17 protein-coding genes are annotated in these 17,435 nt (G+C 46.2%); 15 read left to right on the top strand and 2 right to left on the bottom strand.

Annotated features, from left to right (window positions below; genetic code table 11):
- Nucleotides 1-10: 10 nt before the first annotated feature.
- The gene (gene dnaN, locus QZZ54_RS00370) at nt 11-1,114 is read right to left on the bottom strand and encodes a DNA polymerase III subunit beta (RefSeq protein WP_290697010.1); all 1,104 of its coding nucleotides are present in this window, start codon (nt 1,112-1,114) and stop codon (nt 11-13) included.
- A 28-nt stretch (nt 1,115-1,142) separates the two neighbouring features.
- On the bottom strand, nt 1,143-2,696 hold the full coding sequence (dnaA, locus tag QZZ54_RS00365; protein WP_290697007.1) for a chromosomal replication initiator protein DnaA: 1,554 nt from the start codon (nt 2,694-2,696) through the stop codon (nt 1,143-1,145).
- A 526-nt stretch (nt 2,697-3,222) separates the two neighbouring features.
- On the opposite strand from dnaA, the gene rpmH reads away from it, so the two are divergent.
- The 15 genes from rpmH to atpA all read left to right on the top strand — a co-directional run bounded on the left by rpmH (nt 3,223) and on the right by atpA (nt 17,368).
- Nucleotides 3,223-3,357 carry a 50S ribosomal protein L34 gene (gene rpmH, locus QZZ54_RS00360; protein ID WP_290697005.1) on the top strand — a complete coding sequence of 45 codons (135 nt, stop codon included), beginning with the start codon at nt 3,223-3,225 and terminating at the stop codon, nt 3,355-3,357.
- Nucleotides 3,358-3,381: 24 nt separating this feature from the next.
- The gene (gene rnpA, locus QZZ54_RS00355; RefSeq protein ID WP_290697000.1) at nt 3,382-3,765 is read left to right on the top strand and encodes a ribonuclease P protein component; all 384 of its coding nucleotides are present in this window, start codon (nt 3,382-3,384) and stop codon (nt 3,763-3,765) included.
- 18 nt (nt 3,766-3,783) lie between these two features.
- The gene (gene yidC / locus QZZ54_RS00350; protein ID WP_290696998.1) at nt 3,784-5,454 is read left to right on the top strand and encodes a membrane protein insertase YidC; all 1,671 of its coding nucleotides are present in this window, start codon (nt 3,784-3,786) and stop codon (nt 5,452-5,454) included.
- A 287-nt stretch (nt 5,455-5,741) separates the two neighbouring features.
- Complete coding sequence (gene mnmE, locus QZZ54_RS00345; protein ID WP_290696995.1) at nt 5,742-7,109, top strand: tRNA uridine-5-carboxymethylaminomethyl(34) synthesis GTPase MnmE; 1,368 nt, start codon at nt 5,742-5,744, stop codon at nt 7,107-7,109.
- A gap of 33 nt (nt 7,110-7,142) precedes the next feature.
- Nucleotides 7,143-7,580, top strand: coding sequence for a thioredoxin TrxC (gene trxC, locus QZZ54_RS00340; protein ID WP_290696993.1), 438 nt, complete (start codon nt 7,143-7,145; stop codon nt 7,578-7,580).
- Between the two features lie 1,150 nt (nt 7,581-8,730).
- A complete protein-coding gene (gene mnmG, locus QZZ54_RS00335; RefSeq protein ID WP_290696992.1) occupies nt 8,731-10,620 on the top strand; it encodes a tRNA uridine-5-carboxymethylaminomethyl(34) synthesis enzyme MnmG in 1,890 nt (629 codons plus the stop codon).
- Complete coding sequence (rsmG, locus tag QZZ54_RS00330; RefSeq protein ID WP_290696990.1) at nt 10,620-11,255, top strand: 16S rRNA (guanine(527)-N(7))-methyltransferase RsmG; 636 nt, start codon at nt 10,620-10,622, stop codon at nt 11,253-11,255. The genes mnmG and rsmG overlap by 1 nt, the downstream gene beginning before the upstream one ends.
- Entirely contained in the window at nt 11,252-12,043 is a 792-nt protein-coding gene (locus QZZ54_RS00325; protein ID WP_290696989.1) for a ParA family protein, read from the top strand. The genes rsmG and QZZ54_RS00325 overlap by 4 nt, the downstream gene beginning before the upstream one ends.
- 3 nt (nt 12,044-12,046) lie before the next feature.
- Nucleotides 12,047-12,928, top strand: a complete 882-nt coding sequence (locus tag QZZ54_RS00320; RefSeq protein ID WP_290696988.1) for a ParB/RepB/Spo0J family partition protein — start codon at nt 12,047-12,049, stop codon at nt 12,926-12,928.
- 206 nt (nt 12,929-13,134) lie between these two features.
- Entirely contained in the window at nt 13,135-13,551 is a 417-nt protein-coding gene (locus tag QZZ54_RS00315; protein ID WP_290696986.1) for an ATP synthase subunit I, read from the top strand.
- A 15-nt stretch (nt 13,552-13,566) separates the two neighbouring features.
- Nucleotides 13,567-14,409: a F0F1 ATP synthase subunit A gene (atpB, locus tag QZZ54_RS00310; protein ID WP_290696983.1), complete on the top strand. Its 843-nt coding sequence runs from the start codon at nt 13,567-13,569 to the stop codon at nt 14,407-14,409.
- An 80-nt stretch (nt 14,410-14,489) separates the two neighbouring features.
- A complete protein-coding gene (atpE, locus tag QZZ54_RS00305) occupies nt 14,490-14,726 on the top strand; it encodes a F0F1 ATP synthase subunit C (protein WP_019621250.1) in 237 nt (78 codons plus the stop codon).
- 62 nt (nt 14,727-14,788) lie between these two features.
- On the top strand, nt 14,789-15,259 hold the full coding sequence (locus QZZ54_RS00300; RefSeq protein WP_290696977.1) for a F0F1 ATP synthase subunit B: 471 nt from the start codon (nt 14,789-14,791) through the stop codon (nt 15,257-15,259).
- A 12-nt stretch (nt 15,260-15,271) separates the two neighbouring features.
- Nucleotides 15,272-15,808: a F0F1 ATP synthase subunit delta gene (locus QZZ54_RS00295; RefSeq protein WP_290696974.1), complete on the top strand. Its 537-nt coding sequence runs from the start codon at nt 15,272-15,274 to the stop codon at nt 15,806-15,808.
- A 15-nt stretch (nt 15,809-15,823) separates the two neighbouring features.
- On the top strand, nt 15,824-17,368 hold the full coding sequence (atpA, locus tag QZZ54_RS00290) for a F0F1 ATP synthase subunit alpha (protein WP_290696971.1): 1,545 nt from the start codon (nt 15,824-15,826) through the stop codon (nt 17,366-17,368).
- Nucleotides 17,369-17,435: the final 67 nt, after the last annotated feature.

Here is a 17,435-nt window from a genome sequence, read left to right as displayed (position 1 = left end):
CCTGGATAAATTACATCCGCATCGGCATTACAACATAGATTGAGTTCGCATCATCCAGACCCTCAATCAGCGCACTGCTGTTGGAATCGGAGAGGGTAAAGCGAACCACTTCGGAGCTCACAATCGACAACACATCCAGTAGATAGTTGACGTTGAAGCCGATCTCCAGCGTATCACCTTCGTAATCCACTGCGACGGTTTCTTCCGCTTCTTCCTGCTCAGGGTTATTCGCCATAACCTGTAGATAACCATTGGTCAGGGAGAGGCGTACGCCACGGTATTTTTCATTCGACAGAATCGCGATACGGCTAAATACCTGACGCAGCTCCTGACGGGTGCCGAGCATAAACTTGTCGCCACCTTGCGGGATTACACGCTGATAATCCGGAAACTTGCCGTCAACCAGCTTAGAAGTGAAGGTGTAATCACCGGCATGGGCACGGATATGATTAGCACCGACAACCAGCTTCACCTGATCATCACCGCTTTGTAACAAACGGGCCAGCTCAAGAATACCTTTGCGCGGCACAATAAACTGAGAGTTAGCCGGGCCATTGGTATCAACTTCGGCAACACTAGTCGCCAGGCGGTGCCCATCAGTGGAGACGGCACGCAGGCTATTTTCTGTAATTTCCAACAACATGCCGTTGAGATAATAGCGCACATCCTGCTGGGCCATCGAGAAGCCGGTCTGATCGATCAGATGACGTAACTGACTCTGCAGTACGTTCAACTCAAAAGATTCAGGGCTGTCTTCGACATTAGGGAACTCAGCCGCCGGCAGTGTCGATAGCGTAAATCGGCTGCGACCCGCTTTGATCACCATCTTCTGACCGGTTAGGGTCAGCTCGATCTGCGCAGTATCTGGTAGCGACTTACAAATATCCATCAGCTTACGGGCTGGGACAGTAATTGAACCCGCCTCAGCAGGTTCATCCAGCTGTACTCGACCCACCAGTTCGACTTCAAGGTCGGTGCCGGTCATCGATAGCTGGTCGCCTTCGGCAACCAGCAGGATATTGGAAAGCACAGGCAAAGTCTGACGACGTTCCACAACACCTGCAACCAACTGCAGCGGCTTAATTAGCGCTTCTCGCGAAATAACAAATTTCATCTTTTGCTACCCTTAATTGATCAGTCCGTTACGCAGTCAGATGACGTAACAGGTTCTGATAATCCTCTCTTATATCCGTATCAGTTTCACGCAGCGATGCGACCTTCCGACAACCGTGCAGCACTGTTGTATGATCCCGTCCACCAAAAGCATCTCCAATCTCAGGTAAACTGTGATTGGTCAGCTCTTTAGACAAGGCCATAGCAACCTGTCTCGGCCGGGCCACAGAACGACTGCGACGCTTCGAAAGTAGGTCCGATACTTTGATCTTATAGTAATCGGCTACAACTCGCTGAATGTTATCAATACTAACCTGTTTATCCTGCAATGCCAGCAGGTCTTTCAGTGATTCTTTAATAAAAGGTGTGGTTATCGCATTTCCGGTAAAATGGGCATTTGCGATCACTCTTTTTAAGGCGCCTTCAAGCTCACGTACGTTGGAGCGAATCTTCTGAGCCAAAAAGAAAGCCGAGTCATCCGGCAAGCGGACCTGAGCTTCTTCTGCCTTCTTCATCAGAATGGCAACCCGGGTTTCCAGCTCTGGCGGCTCAATGGCAACAGTCAGACCCCAACCGAAGCGAGACTTCAGCCGCTCTTCCACACCGTTTATCTCTTTAGGATAACGATCACTGGTCAGAATCATCTGCTGACCTCCCTCTAACAGGGCGTTGAACGTGTGGAAAAATTCTTCTTGTGAACGCTCTTTACCAGCAAAGAACTGAATGTCATCTATTAACAGTGCATCTACAGAGCGGTAATACCGCTTAAAATCATTGATCGCATTCAGCTGCAGCGCTTTTACCATGTCAGCCACAAAACGCTCTGAATGCAGATAAACGATTTTAGCGTTGGGATTACGCTGCATCATCTCCATACCCACCGCATGCATCAGGTGGGTTTTACCCAGACCAACACCACCGTATATAAATAGAGGGTTGTATGAGCCGCCCGGGTTATCCGCCACCTGTTGAGCCGCGGCCAGCGCTAGCTGATTGGACTTACCCTGGACAAAAGAGTTAAAGGTAAATGACTGATTCAGATTTGACTGATGGCCGACACCACCGTCGATATCAACATTTCGTGAAGAGGGACGCGAACGAGCAACCGAAGGTGGGACAATAATTTCGCTTTGGCTGATCGTCTGAAAACTGCTTTCGTCGATAGCCAACTGCATCGGCGGGTTTTCTTCAACCGCCCGCATCTGAGATACTGGCGCAACTGACTGAGATTCCTGAGGCGAGGTAAAAGGCTTGGCCTCAGCAAAACGGCTTGGTGAACGTCGGGCCGGAGCGGGCGGGGGAGTAGGACGAACAGGACGCGAAGCGAAACCGCCGCTGTGCCCTGCAATATCGATACTTACCTGACCCGCTATATCTCCAGTAACCGCGTTGACGATCTCACGGATTCGCTTCAGGTACTTATCACTGACCCAATCTTTAACAAAACGATTCGGCGCCAACAGCACCAGACCAGCGTCAGATTCAGCAGAGGCTTTAAGCGGTCTGATCCAGGTATTGTATTGTTGTGAGGGGAACTCATCCTGGAGATTCTGAAGACACTGTTCCCACAACTCAGCCGACATAGCTAATCCTTAATAATCCCGCTGTCTCCACTATGTCTAAAGAGGTTGTCTAAAGAAGTGATAAGGCAAGACGATAATCCTAGAAAATTATCAGCAGATGATACCTTGTAACAGCCCTCTTATCCACAGTTAGAAGCAATCTGTTACTAATTAATTTATGCATGTATTTCAAACAATTAGCGATAAATCTAGAAGTTACGCGGGAAACAGATCGATAGGCAAAAAACTATCCATAATTTAGGAACAGGTAATATTCAGACTTAACAACAGGACAACCATATGTTTTAAAAGAAGTTTACTTACTTAACCCCAAATATTTGTGCATATCTGAATAAATCATATTTTAGCGGTTATATAAACACTCTATATAGAAGACAAACAAAAGATTGAGCCTTTTTTCACAATTGGACGCCAGAAGTGTTTGCAATATGCATAATATTTCACTAGAATTCCGCGTCTGTTTTTGGCCGTGGGATTCAGCAACCTTACTGATACCACCACAACGTATGTTAGTAGGACTGATCCAATGAAAAGAACATTTCAACCAAGCAACCTGAAGCGTAAGCGTACTCACGGTTTTCGTGCACGTATGGCAACTAAAAATGGCCGTACGATCATCAATCGTCGTCGTGCTAAAGGCCGTAAGCGTCTGTCAGCATAAGCAATTGCCCGTCAGGCTCACTGAATGAATGAATTCAGCTATCCCCGTCAGTTAAGACTGTTAACAGGCGGGGATTTTAAACAGGTATTCAGCCGAGCTAGTATCAAGGTGTCAGAAAAACATCTATTGATCCTTGCCTGTCCAAACGAGCTCGACCATCCCCGTATTGGCTTCGTCTTCTCCAAAAAAAATATCCGTTTCGCTGTTCATCGTAACCGCGTTCGGCGTATCATTCGCGAGTCCTATCGTTTAAATCAGCATTCACTTCCAAATGTCGATATCGTCATCCTTTCTAGAAAAGGGTTGGGGGATCTAGACAATGAGGAAATACAGTCGCTTATTTCACGTAGCTGGACTCGACTGATTAAACGGTCTAAGACGAAACCTAAAACCACATCACATAAATAACAGAATGGTCCAGAAACCATGGATGTACAGCGCATAATATTGATCGCAGCACTGGCAATTATCTCTTATATGCTGGTGCTACAATGGAACCAGGACTACGGGGTCAAGACTGAGCCGGTTGCCCAGGCTGAGTCTGTTTCCGCTTACCAGTCAGTGACAGAGCCTGTAGTAAAAGAAGAGAGTGATCTTCCTTTAACTACTAATACTGATGCTCCTGAAAGCTCAGACTTGCCTGAAGCCAAAGCAGTGACTGCTACTAATCAGCAGCAACTGGTTAAAGTAAAAACTGATGTTCTGCAATTACTGATCGATACTAAAGGTGGCGACATTATCGAAGTCGCACTGACAGATCACAAAGCAGCCCTGGAAAATGACCAACCATTCATTCTATTAGAACAAAATGGTAGCCGTACTTACGTTTCCCAGAGTGGCTTGATTGGTAAAGATGGTCCGGATGCAAACCCTGATGGTCGTCCCGCTTACACCACCACCCAAAACAGCTACCAGCTGGAAGGGGATGAGCTGGTTGTAGATCTGACGCTTAATTCTGACAATGGCGTTGTAGTAACCAAACGCTTCCGCTTTACTCCTGGCAGCTACATCATTACCCAGGAATATGTGGTTAATAACGGTTCCGCTGAAAACTGGCAGGGCAAACTGTTCGGTCAGATAAAACGTGATGGCTCTGATGACCCATCGCAAACCACCGATATGGGTATGCAGTCTTTCCTTGGCGCCGTTTTCTCAACGACTGAAGATGCCTACGAAAAGCTATCTTTCGATGATATGCAGGAAGCTAATTTTAAGAAGGTTAGCCCGGATGGTTGGGTTGCGATGTCGCAACATTACTTCCTGAGTGCCTGGATTCCAGCACCCGGTGCTGAATACACTTACAGTAGTCGTGTTAATGCTGGTAGCTATATTGCAGGGTTTGTTTCACCCTCTTTTGACGTAGCGGCAGGCGAGACCAAGTCAGTAAGTGCTAACTTCTACGCAGGACCAAAAGTATCAGAGTTACTGGAAGAAGCGGCTCCTGACCTGGAATTGACAGTTGATTATGGCATTCTCTGGTTTATCGCCTCTCCATTAGCATGGTTGCTAAAAGCAATTCACAACATTGTTGGTAACTGGGGTGTTGCTATCATCGGTATTACTATCGTTGTGAAAGCCCTGCTATTCCAGGTAAATGCAAAAGCATTTAAATCGATGGCCAAGATGCGTAAGTTTGGCCCTGAGATGAAGCGTCTGAAAGAGCTCTATGGCGATGACCGTCAGAAGATGTCTCAGTCGATGATGGAGCTATACAAGAAAGAGAAGATCAACCCTCTGGGTGGCTGTCTTCCTATTGTTGCTCAGATGCCTGTATTTATTGCGCTGTACTGGGTTCTGTTGGAGTCTGTTGAGCTGCGTCACGCGCCGTTCGCATTGTGGATCCATGACTTGTCGGTGATGGACCCTTACTTCCTGCTGCCAATTCTGATGGGAGCAACTATGTTCATTCAGCAGTTGCTAAACCCAACACCTCCAGACCCAATGCAAGCGAAGATTATGAAGATGCTACCAATCATGTTCACCTTCTTCTTCCTGTGGTTCCCTGCAGGTCTGGTACTGTACTGGTTGGTGAACAACGTATTGTCGATTACTCAGCAGTACATAATCAACAAGCAGATTGAAGGTGAAGGTAAGTAAGCCTAGCCTCTCCGTTTGATAAAAAGGTCTCTTCGGAGGCCTTTTTTTTGCTCGTTGCTCATTGCTCGTTAAGAATTATCTATCTCTGCACAACCATTTTTATGGTGGGAGCGGCTTCCAGCCGCGAATAAAACTCGAATGAAACTGCTCGCGGTCAGAAGCCACTTCTACCTAATTAAAGAAGACTTTTATCGAGTAACGAGCTACGGCTCTTAATCTAACGAAAAACCACCAGAAAATGTTAAAGTGCGGTCTATATTTAGACTGAATAATTTCGGAAAGAACCTATGACCCTGATTAACCAGGACACAATAGCCGCCCAAGCAACTCCTCCAGGACGTGGGGGGGTTGGTATTATTCGCGTATCAGGAAAACTAGCTGCAACCATTGCTGAACAGGTAATCGGTTTTGTTCCAAAGCCCCGCTATGCCCATTATGGTCCGTTCTATGATGCTGACAAAAATCAGTTGGATCAGGGTATTGCTCTCTATTTCCCCGGCCCAAACTCCTTTACCGGTGAAGATGTATTAGAGCTTCAGGGTCATGGGGGTCCTATTATTATGGACTTTATTCTACGTCGGGTCGTTAACTGTGGCGCACGACTGGCTAACCCGGGAGAGTTCTCAGAACGAGCCTTTCTCAACGATAAACTGGACCTGACTCAGGCTGAAGCGATAGCCGACCTGATCGACTCCAGCTCAGAGCAGGCAGCCCGTTGCGCGCTTAAATCACTACAGGGTGCTTTCTCTGACCGAATTCATACTCTCGTAGAATCACTGACTCAACTACGTATCTATGTAGAAGCTGCTATCGATTTTCCGGAAGAAGAGATCGACTTTCTCGCCGATGGCAAAGTAGCAAGAGACCTACAACAGGTTATCGATACCCTCTCCGATGTTAAACAGGAAGCACGACAGGGTAGTCTGATCCGTGAAGGGATGAATGTCGTCATTGCCGGTCGGCCAAATGCCGGTAAATCCAGCCTGCTCAACGCACTGGCTGGCAAAGAATCCGCTATCGTTACCGATATCGCCGGTACCACTCGAGATGTTTTACGAGAACATATCCATATTGATGGTATGCCGTTGCACATCATTGATACTGCAGGTCTGCGAGATTCACCTGACGAAGTTGAACGAATAGGTATCAGCCGCGCCTGGGATGAAATTCAAAAAGCAGACCGGGTATTGTTGATAGTGGATGGCACTACCACGGCCACCGATGACCCGGAACAGATCTGGCCTGAATTTGTTAGTCAGCTTGAAGACCGAAGCAAGATTACGGTTATCCGTAACAAATGTGACCTGACATCAGAGCAACCCATCATCGGTGAGCATGATGGACACACCCTGTTATCCCTATCTGCCAAAGCTAATATAGGGGTAGACAACCTGCGTCAGCATCTAAAAGACTGTATGGGATTCGCTAGCACTACGGAGGGTGGTTTCCTCGCCAGACGCCGGCATATTGATGCACTAAACCGTGCCCAGAGTCTGCTGTTAACCGGACAAGAGCAACTCATCTATGGCGGTGCAGGGGAACTATTGGCAGAAGACCTGCGTCAGGCACAACAACATCTGAGTGAGATTACCGGTGAATTCAGTTCTGATGATCTGCTGGGGCGTATCTTCAGCTCGTTCTGTATTGGTAAATAAACAATTGCGCTAACTGGTAAGTAAGGACTAACTATGACTTCAAATATATGCTGCCCAAAGTGCTCAGCAACTAATAAAGTACCGACTGCCCGACTGGGTGATGGGGCTAAATGTGGCAAGTGTAAACAGCTGTTGTTTCAGGGAAGCACCACAGCACTGACCAGCACAAATTATCAGAGCATGATCAACCGAAACGATATCCCTGTTTTGATAGATTGCTGGGCTACCTGGTGTGGACCTTGCCAGCAATTCGCTCCTATCTTTGAACAAGCTGCAGAACAATTCGAACCCAACCTCAGGCTGGCTAAGCTTGATACTGAAGCCGAACAGACGATAGCGGGTCAATTACAGATCCGTTCAATCCCCACACTAATTCTGTTTAAACAAGGTAAAGAGATCGCCAGAATTAGCGGTGCTCTTCCTCTTGGACAACTAAAGCAATGGCTAACTCAACAAGGCGTTAGTCTTTGAATAGCGTCTAAAGAAGGTACGAGTATGTTCAATAGGTTGCAGTCCTAAAGGGCATGCTAGTGTGCGAAGAACAGGCTGTGAATACCTTGGCCTGTTCAAACTAACTCGCGAAGCAGACGGTCGTTTCAGTGCTCGCACCTCATAGCTGTCAGATAAATATGATGGCTACCTTAACGATTTTTGAGGTACAACCAATATCTTTATAATACTTACCTTGATCTCCAGCCCCTCTGAAAGCCAATAACTAGAAGATATTATTAGGTCCAAGAAATTTGTCACAACCTCCCAATCAAAAACTTTATAAACCTATAAAGTTACCCACTGCATATATATTCATTCCTCCAAAGTTATAAACAATATTCCATAAAACCCAATACTACAATAAATATATATTTTTCAGCAACTTACGATTTTTATTTATATAAGTCATTATAATTACTCACAATTAATTGTGGATAAGCAGTGAATTACCCGCGAATAAGATGTGTAGTTCCGGTGACTATCTTTTGAATATAAAAATAGAGAGCTTTGCCCCAGAATAGGCCCTGACAGCCAATAAATCCGATTAGTTATGAATAAGCTATTGATATACAGAGGAATATAGCAAAAGACTCTGATATTAGGCTGATTGAACTCTTTAACAGGATCAACAGAAAAATATTTCAGATACGCCAAACAATTGAACTCTTATCTATCCAGGTATTTTCAGCATCAGCCTATGTTTTATCCCCTAAACCCTGTTAACAAACTGTATAACTAGATAGGAACAACCCCTTAGTAAAGCTGTGCACAACTTCACCTGTGCATAAAGTGCCTAGTTACACACAGCTCTGATACAACCTATTAAAGGGTTACTGGCAGCTTCACTACAGCCTTTTTTGTCTTGTAACATACTGATATATAGAAGATAAAGAGGGTTACGCACTGATAATGGCTCCCTTAATAATAACCATAAATATAAAGAACATATTTAAGAACATACTTACTTATATATAAAAGACTTTAAATAAAAACAAGTTAGTTAGAGTGTACAAAGTTTAACCATTTCTATATTGCCCCCTTAGGTTTATACTTAGCGCCCTTTTTCTGAGCCCTATACCAACAGGTATAAAATTCAGATTTTTAACAGTTAAACGATGAGGTTAACTAAGTGGACTATCCTGACCACTTTGATGTGATTGTAATTGGTGGTGGCCATGCTGGAACTGAAGCGGCATTGGCTGCTGCACGTACCGGTGTAAAAACACTACTGCTAACCCATAACATTGAAACTCTGGGTCAGATGTCTTGTAACCCCGCTATCGGTGGTATCGGTAAAAGTCACCTGGTCAAAGAAATTGATGCTCTGGGTGGAGCTATGGGAATTGCTACCGATAAAGGTGGTATCCAGTTCCGCACTCTGAATTCACGTAAAGGACCTGCTGTACGGGCTACCCGCGCTCAGGCTGATCGAGTTCTTTATAAAGCGGCTATTCGTGAGATCCTGGAAAATCAGCCTAACCTGCAACTATTTCAGCAGGCAGTCGATGACCTGATTATGGAAGGTGAATCGATTAAAGGCGTAGTAACCCAATCTGGTCTACGTTTCTTTGCTAGCAACATCGTCCTGACGGTAGGTACTTTTCTGGGGGGCAAGATCCATATTGGCCTGGATAATTATTTGGGTGGACGAGCAGGTGATCCTCCATCGATCGCTTTAGCAGACCGGTTACGTGAACTGCCACTTCGGGTCGATCGCTTGAAGACAGGAACACCACCAAGAATTGATGCACGTAGTGTTGATTTTAATCTGATGCAAGAACAGCCCGGTGATACACCGACACCCGTTATGTCTTTTATGGGTTCTCTGGCTGATCATCCTCGTCAGATCAGTTGTTACATTACCCATACCAATGAGCGCACACACGATATTCTGCGCTCTGGTTTGGATCGTTCACCGATGTATACCGGTATTATTGATGGAGTAGGGCCTCGTTATTGCCCCTCCGTTGAAGATAAGATTGTTCGTTTTGCGGATAAAACCAGTCATCAGGTGTTTGTTGAGCCTGAGGGCTTAACCACCCATGAGCTATATCCAAATGGTATATCGACCAGTTTGCCATTCGATATTCAACTGGCGGCGGTACGTTCAATAAAAGGGTTTGAAAATGCTTTTATAACTCGTCCAGGTTATGCAATTGAATATGATTATTTCAATCCGCAGGACCTGAAACATACCCTGGAAACCAAATTGATTAATGGCCTCTATTTTGCGGGTCAGATCAACGGTACCACCGGTTATGAAGAGGCGGGTGCTCAAGGATTGCTTGCTGGCGTGAATGCCGCACTGCGAGCACAAGATAAAGAGCAGTGGTATCCGCATCGTGATGAAGCGTACCTGGGGGTTCTGGTGGATGATCTGATTACATTAGGTACTTCAGAGCCATACCGAATGTTTACCAGCAGGGCGGAATACCGGTTAATACTGCGAGAAGATAACGCTGACCTGCGTTTAACGGAGAAAGGCCGCGAACTAGGGTTAGTTGATGATCAACGCTGGCAGCGTTTCTGTGATAAGCGGGAAGCAGTTGCACTGGAAAGTCAACGTCTTAAAGAGACCTGGATTCAGCCGGGCACTGCAGAAGCTGAGAAACTTAATGTTCAGTTACAGCAGCCCATAAGTCGGGAATACAATCTGCAAGATCTGGTTAAGCGGCCAGAGCTTAATTATGCTGCTGTTGCAGGTCTAAAAGGCGATCCGGTTAGCGATCCACAGGTAGCCGAACAGGTTGAGATTCAGATTAAATATGCGGGTTATATTGATCGGCAGAAGGATGACATTGAAAAGGTCCGTCGTCAGGAAAATACTTTGCTACCGCTGGATTTTGATTATTCCTCAGTGGGTGGTTTATCGAATGAGTTAACCGCAAAATTGGAAGATGTCAGACCAGAGAGTATCGCACAAGCTTCCCGTATCCAGGGAATGACACCTGCTGCAATCTCATTGTTACTGATTCACTTGAAGAAAAAACAGATGACACAGAAGAAGGCTCAGGGTTGATGGATCAGCAGTATCATAATTTGCTTGAGCAACAGTGCAATCAGATCGATTTAGAACTAACCACTGCGCAGTACGATCAGTTACTGAAATACCACGCGCTGCTGATTAAGTGGAATAAGGCATTTAATCTCACGGCGGTTCGTTCACCGGAGGAGATGATCAGTCGTCATTTGATTGATAGCCTGAGCGTCTTGCCCTATATCGACGTTGAACGCTTGATCGATGTGGGTAGTGGACCTGGATTACCGGGTATCCCTCTGGCTATTTGCCGCCCGGATCTGCCGATTACGTTGCTTGATAGCAATATCAAAAAAAGTCGTTTTCAGTTTCAGGCTAAAGCAGAGCTGGGTTTAGATAATGTTAATGTGATCCATGAAAGGGTAGAGAAATATACCCCTGATATTCTATTTGACGGGGTTATATCAAGGGCTTTTGCTTCATTACAGGATATGATTCACTGGACTTCGCATCTCTGTTCCGAGGAGGGTATTTTTCTCGCAATGAAAGGGATGTATCCTGTTGAAGAGATAGAGTTATTGCCTGAATCCATTAATCTGCGTCAGAGTATCCGGCTAAATGTTCCGGGTACGGATGGAGAGCGGCATCTGCTGAAGTTAGGGAGAACGAGACCGTGACGATAATATTAACCATCACCAACCAGAAAGGCGGCGTGGGTAAAACCACGACTTGCGTAAATCTGGCTGCTTCACTGGCAGTAATGAAGAAGCGGGTACTGATGGTTGATATGGACCCTCAGGGTAACGCTACCATGGGTAGTGGAGTAGATAAGCATCACCTGAAAAATTCGGTTTACGAAGTTTTGACCGGTGATGCGACCATGGAAGAGTCAATTATTAAAAAAGCTCCAGCGGGCTATGATCTGGTCGGTTCTAATGGCGACCTGACAGCTGCTGAAGTTGAATTGTTACAGTTACCGCGTCGAGAATTCCGCATGAAAATGGCCCTGGAAGCTGTTCAGGACCAATATGATTTTGTTCTGATCGACAATCCTCCTTCACTGAACCTGTTAACGGTCAATGCTTTGGCGGCTTCCAGCGGAGTGATTATTCCGATGCAATGTGAATACTATGCTTTGGAAGGGATCAGTTCGTTAATCGGTACGATTAATAAAATAAACAAGCGTCTCAACCCTTCGTTGAAAATCGAGGGAATCTTACGCACCATGTTTGATCCGCGTATGAGCCTGACCAAAGATGTATCTGAACACCTGGTGGAGTACTTCGGTGATCAGGTTTATCGCACGGTAATCCCCCGTAATGTACGCCTTGCTGAAGCGCCTAGTCATGGCCTGCCCGCACTGATGTATGATAAAAACTCGCGGGGTGCGATAGCTTATCTGGCATTAGCCGGTGAATTGATCCGAAAGATCGGACAGAATGAAAAACAGGAACAGGAAGGCTGATCGATGGCGGCTAAAAAGCGTGGTTTGGGACGGGGACTGGATGCATTATTGTCAAACAGTTCAAACTTTGCAGATGAAGCTGTAGTACAGGCTCGAGCTGAAGGTGGCAACGGCTACCGGTTGATGCCTATTGATCAGATTCAGCGCGGTAAATATCAGCCTCGTCGTGATCTTGAGCCTCAGGCGCTTGAAGAACTGGCTAATTCGATAAAAGCTCAGGGTGTAATGCAGCCCATTGTGGTTCGTCCGGTGTCTGACAACCTATACGAAATTATTGCCGGTGAGCGGCGCTGGCGAGCTACCCAGATGGCTGGCCTTGATGAGATTCCAACGGTTATTCGTGATGTGCCTGATGAAGCGGCTATTGCGATGGCGCTGATCGAAAATATTCAGCGGGAAAACCTTAATCCAATGGAAGAGGCGATCGCCCTGGATCGTCTGAAGATCGAATTTGAACTGACTCAGCAGGAAGTCGCTGATGCAGTAGGTAAATCACGATCATCAGTTACTAATCTGTTACGTCTGATGAACCTTACCGACGAAGTGAAAAAGATGCTCGAGTATGGTGATCTGGAGATGGGTCATGCCCGGGCGTTGCTGGGAATGGAAGGCCCAGATCAGATCAGTGCGGCTAAAGAAGTTGTCGGTAAGACACTTTCAGTCAGGCAGACTGAAGATCTGGTGCGTAAACTTCAACAGAAAAAAACGGAACCTGAGAAAGAGGCCAAAAAAGCGGATCCACTGTTGAAAGATCTGTCAGATAACCTGACAAACTACCTGAATAGCAGGGTAACCATTACCGAAAATGCAGCAGGTAAAGGGAAAATCACTATCGCTTACGAGAACCGTGAGAAATTTGAAGCAATTTTAAAAGCGATACAATAAGCCCTTTTTATTTGACTAAAGTACAAGCTATATACCCATATCAGGGTATTTACCTACTTCTTGTTTCCCAGTCGCCCTAATACAAAAGTGTAAATCGGTCTGAATCATATTGATGATGAGGGCGTAAGCCCCTATAATGCGCTGGCTGTTGAAAATATAAGTATTATTTTTCAGCAACTGATTAGGGGAACTGAGGCTGTATTTATATGAGAAACGGGCACCAGAAACTTGGCGTTCATGCTCGTATCGCCTTGCAGCAATATAGGAAAGTTTTCCTGATACAAGTAGTTAGTTTGTTAGTGATTGCGGGAGTTTCACTTCTGCATAGCTTGAGTGCGGCCTACTCATCGCTCTGCGGTGGAGTGATTTTTCTGCTACCAAGTTATGTCTTTGCCCATCGCGCACTGGTTGCGAGGCAGGCAAAAAATACTCCTGGCGCTGTGGTGACACAGCTATATACGAGTGAAATATGGAAAATGGGCTTATCCATCGCACTCTTCTCTGCGGTGTTTATCCTGATTCAACCTCTGAATCCATTTTCCTTATTTGGCACATATATATGGCTACAACTGGTCGGATTCTTCGTCCAGCTGAAGCTGAATAACAGATTCTTAAAACTTTGAATGAGAGAGATAGTAATGGCTAGCGAAATGACTTCCTCAGCCTATATATCCCACCACCTGACGAATTTGACGTTTGGTGCGCATCCTGAGAATGGTCTGAGTTTTGCTCAGACCGCTCAGGAAGCTGCAGAAATGGGATTCTGGGCAATTCACGTAGACACAATGTTGTGGTCTGTCGGTCTGGGTATGTTTTTTATCTGGATGTTCCGCAAAGTGGCTAAAACAGCGACTTCCGGTGTTCCTGGTAGTACTCAGAACTTTGTAGAAACAATTATAGAGTTCGTTGAAGACAACGTTACAAGTATTTTCCACTACAAAAATGCGCTTATTGCCCCGCTGGCACTAACCATTTTTGTTTGGGTATTCCTGATGAATACCATGGACTTGGTACCGGTTGACTGGTTACCGTTCCTGGCTCAGAAGATTGGTGAAGCCTTTGGTGCTGATCCACATCACGTATATATGAAGGTCGTACCTACTACAGATATCAATGCGACTCTGGGTATGGCATTTGCTGTGTTTGCTTTAATTATTTACTACAGCATTAAAATGAAAGGTGTTGGTGGTTTCCTAGCTGAGCTGGCGTTTCAGCCACTGGGTAAATGGTTACTACCTTTCAACCTGTTCCTGGAAATCGTGGGTCTGCTGGCTAAGCCAGTATCACTGGCACTGCGACTGTTCGGTAACATGTACGCAGGTGAGATGATCTTTATATTGATCGCTTTGCTGCCTTTCTGGGCTCAATGGCTGCTGTCTGTGCCATGGGCGATCTTCCACATTCTGGTAATTACGCTACAGGCGTTCATCTTCATGGTCCTGACTATTGTCTACCTGGCCATGGCGCATGAAGACCACTAAGTAGCTGTAATAACTGAATAATGAATTAAACAAATTTAATTTAACTTTAACTTTAGCAATTAAAAATCGGAGATAAACTGATGGAAATGGCAAGTGCTATTGTATACATCGCTGGTGCGCTGATGATGGGACTGGGTGCTGTAGGCGCTGCAGTAGGTATAGGTATTCTAGGTGGTAAATTCCTAGAAGGAGCTGCTCGTCAGCCTGAACTGATCCCTCTGCTTCGTACTCAATTCTTCATCGTAATGGGTCTGGTTGATGCCGTACCTATGATCGGTGTTGGTCTGGGTCTGTACGTACTGTTCGCTGTTGCATAAGTAGAGCTACATACGTCCCTTATGGGTAACTACTTTTTAAGACAACCGCGAGAGGTAATGGCGTGAATATTAATCTAACCATCATTGGTCAGATCATCGCATTTGCCTTCTTCGTTGTATTTTGTATGAAATACGTTTGGCCACCAATTACTGGTGCGCTAGCAGAACGTAAGAAGAAGATTGCAGAAGGTCTGGACGCTGCTGACCGCGCTCAGCGTGACTTAGAACTGGCTCAAGAAAAAGCCATGTCTGATATGCGTAAGAGCAAAGAAGAAGCAGCCGCCGTCATTGAACAGGCTAATAAGCGAGCTAATCAGATCGTTGACGAAGCTAAAGAGAAGGCACGTGAAGAGGCAGAACGCCTTGTCACTGCAGCTCAAGCTGAAATCGATCAGGAAGCTAACCGTGCGAAAGAAGCTCTCCGTTCCCAAGTTGCTGCTCTTGTAGTAGCCGGTGCAGAGAAAATTCTTGAAGCGTCTGTTGACGCCGACGCACATGCACAGCTTGTTGAAAAACTAGCTGCTGAGCTTTAAGCGAGGTTTACGATGGCTGAACTTAATACAGTCGCTCGGCCTTATACCAAAGCCGCTTTCGAGCTAGCTGCGGACAAGGGAAGCTTTGACCAGTGGTCTGAAATGCTGACAACTACATCGTTAGTTGCACAGCATGAGACTATGAAACTGGTTTTGGGTAACCCTGGACTGACCAGCGAACAGAAAGCTGAAGCAATGATATCTGTCTGCGAAGAGCAGATGGATCAGCCAACAAAGAACTTTATTTCTTTATTGGCAGAAAATCAGCGCCTAGCTTTGTTACCAGAGATCTCTGCGCAGTTTGAACAGTTGAAAGCTAATCAGCAGCATTCTGTTGATGTAAGCGTGACAACTGCCTTTGATCTGGGCGAGCAGCAGCAACAAAAATTAACTCAGGCACTGAGCTCTAAGCTGGGCCGCGAAGTGAGTCTTACTGCCGAAGTGGACAAGTCCATAATCGGTGGTGTGATCATTCGAACCGACGATATGGTTATCGACGGCTCAATTCGTGCTCGACTGGCGAAGCTAGCCGAAGCAATGAACTCCTGAGTGTGAGGATTAAACATGCAGCAACTGAATCCATCTGAGATCAGCGAGATTCTGAAGAGCCGCATCGAGAAGCTTGATGTCTCTTCTGAAGCCCGTAATGAAGGTACTATCGTCAGCGTTTCTGACGGTATCATCCTGATTCACGGCCTGGCTGACGTAATGTACGGGGAAATGATTGAATTCCCTGGCGGTATCTACGGTATGGCGCTCAACCTTGAGCGTGATTCTGTAGGTGCTGTAGTCCTGGGTGACTATCAGGGTCTGGTAGAAGGTATGACCGCGCGTTGTACCAGCCGAATCCTGGAAGTACCTGTTGGTCCGGAACTACAGGGTCGCGTAGTAGACGCCCTGGGTAACCCGATCGACGGTAAAGGCCCAATTGAAACTAAACTGACTGACCCTGTAGAAAAGGTTGCACCTGGTGTAATCGAGCGTCAATCAGTAGATCAGCCTGTACAGACTGGTCTGAAATCCATTGATGCCATGGTGCCAATTGGCCGTGGTCAGCGTGAGCTGATCATCGGTGACCGTCAGATTGGTAAATCTGCGATCGCAATTGACGCTATCATCAACCAGAAAGGCACCGGCGTTAAATGTGTCTACGTAGCGATCGGACAGAAACAGTCCACTATTGCTAACGTGGTACGTAAGCTGGAAGAGCACGGCGCGATGGAACATACCATCGTAGTAGCAGCCGGTGCATCAGATCCTGCAGCGATGCAGTTCCTGGCGCCTTATGCTGGTTGTTCGATGGGTGAATATTACCGTGACCGCGGTGAAGATGCTCTGATCGTATACGATGACCTGACTAAACAGGCATGGGCATACCGTCAGATCTCCCTGTTGCTACGCCGCCCACCGGGCCGTGAAGCATATCCAGGTGATGTATTCTATCTTCACTCGCGTCTGCTGGAACGTGCTGCACGCGTTAACCCAACTTATGTTGAGAAGTTTACTAACGGTGAAGTTAAGGGCCGAACTGGTTCCCTGACTGCATTGCCAGTAATCGAGACACAAGGTGGTGACGTATCTGCATTCGTACCAACCAACGTTATCTCCATCACCGATGGTCAGATCTTCCTGGAAGCGGACCTGTTTAACTCAGGTATCCGTCCGGCGATCAACGCTGGTTTGTCTGTATCCCGTGTAGGTGGTGCAGCTCAGACTAAGATCATCAAGAAACTTGGTGGTGGTGTACGTCTGGCTCTGGCTCAGTATCGTGAATTGGCGGCATTCGCTCAGTTCGCATCTGATCTGGACGATGCGACTCGTGCTCAGCTTGAGCATGGTCAGCGCGTAACCGAGCTGATGAAGCAGAAGCAGTACTCCCCAATGTCCGTAGCGGATATGGGTTTGAGTCTGTTCGCTGCGAACGAAGGCTTCCTGAACGATATCGACATGAGCAAGATCCTTGATTTTGAATCGGCCCTGATCTCTTATTTCAACAGCGAGTATGCTGATGTAATGGGTAAGATCAATGAAGGCGGCGACTACAATGATGAGATCTCGTCTCAGTTTAAGGCTGGTATCGAGAAGTTCAAATCTACCCAAACTTGGTAATAACTCGTCAGAGTGGGGGTCTGCATTCTAGTAATGCAGACCTGAACTAAGTAAAGGTTTAATAGGT

The organism is Amphritea sp. (genome assembly GCF_016744155.1).
Lineage (GTDB): Bacteria > Pseudomonadota > Gammaproteobacteria > Pseudomonadales > Balneatricaceae > Amphritea.
Note: the sequence above shows the minus strand (reverse complement) of the source record. Positions and strands in the feature narration are given on the sequence as shown.

Coding starts and splice junctions, on each gene's coding strand:
- rpmH (WP_290697005.1), top strand. CDS start 3,223: ATGAAAAGAACATTTCAACCAAGCAACCTGAAGCGTAAGCGTACTCAC.
- atpA (WP_290696971.1), top strand. CDS start 15,824: ATGCAGCAACTGAATCCATCTGAGATCAGCGAGATTCTGAAGAGCCGC.
- dnaA (WP_290697007.1), bottom strand. CDS start 2,696: ATGTCGGCTGAGTTGTGGGAACAGTGTCTTCAGAATCTCCAGGATGAG.
- atpB (WP_290696983.1), top strand. CDS start 13,567: ATGGCTAGCGAAATGACTTCCTCAGCCTATATATCCCACCACCTGACG.
- dnaN (WP_290697010.1), bottom strand. CDS start 1,114: ATGAAATTTGTTATTTCGCGAGAAGCGCTAATTAAGCCGCTGCAGTTG.
- rnpA (WP_290697000.1), top strand. CDS start 3,382: ATGAATGAATTCAGCTATCCCCGTCAGTTAAGACTGTTAACAGGCGGG.
- trxC (WP_290696993.1), top strand. CDS start 7,143: ATGACTTCAAATATATGCTGCCCAAAGTGCTCAGCAACTAATAAAGTA.
- atpE (WP_019621250.1), top strand. CDS start 14,490: ATGGAAATGGCAAGTGCTATTGTATACATCGCTGGTGCGCTGATGATG.
- rsmG (WP_290696990.1), top strand. CDS start 10,620: ATGGATCAGCAGTATCATAATTTGCTTGAGCAACAGTGCAATCAGATC.
- QZZ54_RS00295 (WP_290696974.1), top strand. CDS start 15,272: ATGGCTGAACTTAATACAGTCGCTCGGCCTTATACCAAAGCCGCTTTC.
- yidC (WP_290696998.1), top strand. CDS start 3,784: ATGGATGTACAGCGCATAATATTGATCGCAGCACTGGCAATTATCTCT.
- mnmE (WP_290696995.1), top strand. CDS start 5,742: ATGACCCTGATTAACCAGGACACAATAGCCGCCCAAGCAACTCCTCCA.
- QZZ54_RS00320 (WP_290696988.1), top strand. CDS start 12,047: ATGGCGGCTAAAAAGCGTGGTTTGGGACGGGGACTGGATGCATTATTG.
- QZZ54_RS00315 (WP_290696986.1), top strand. CDS start 13,135: ATGAGAAACGGGCACCAGAAACTTGGCGTTCATGCTCGTATCGCCTTG.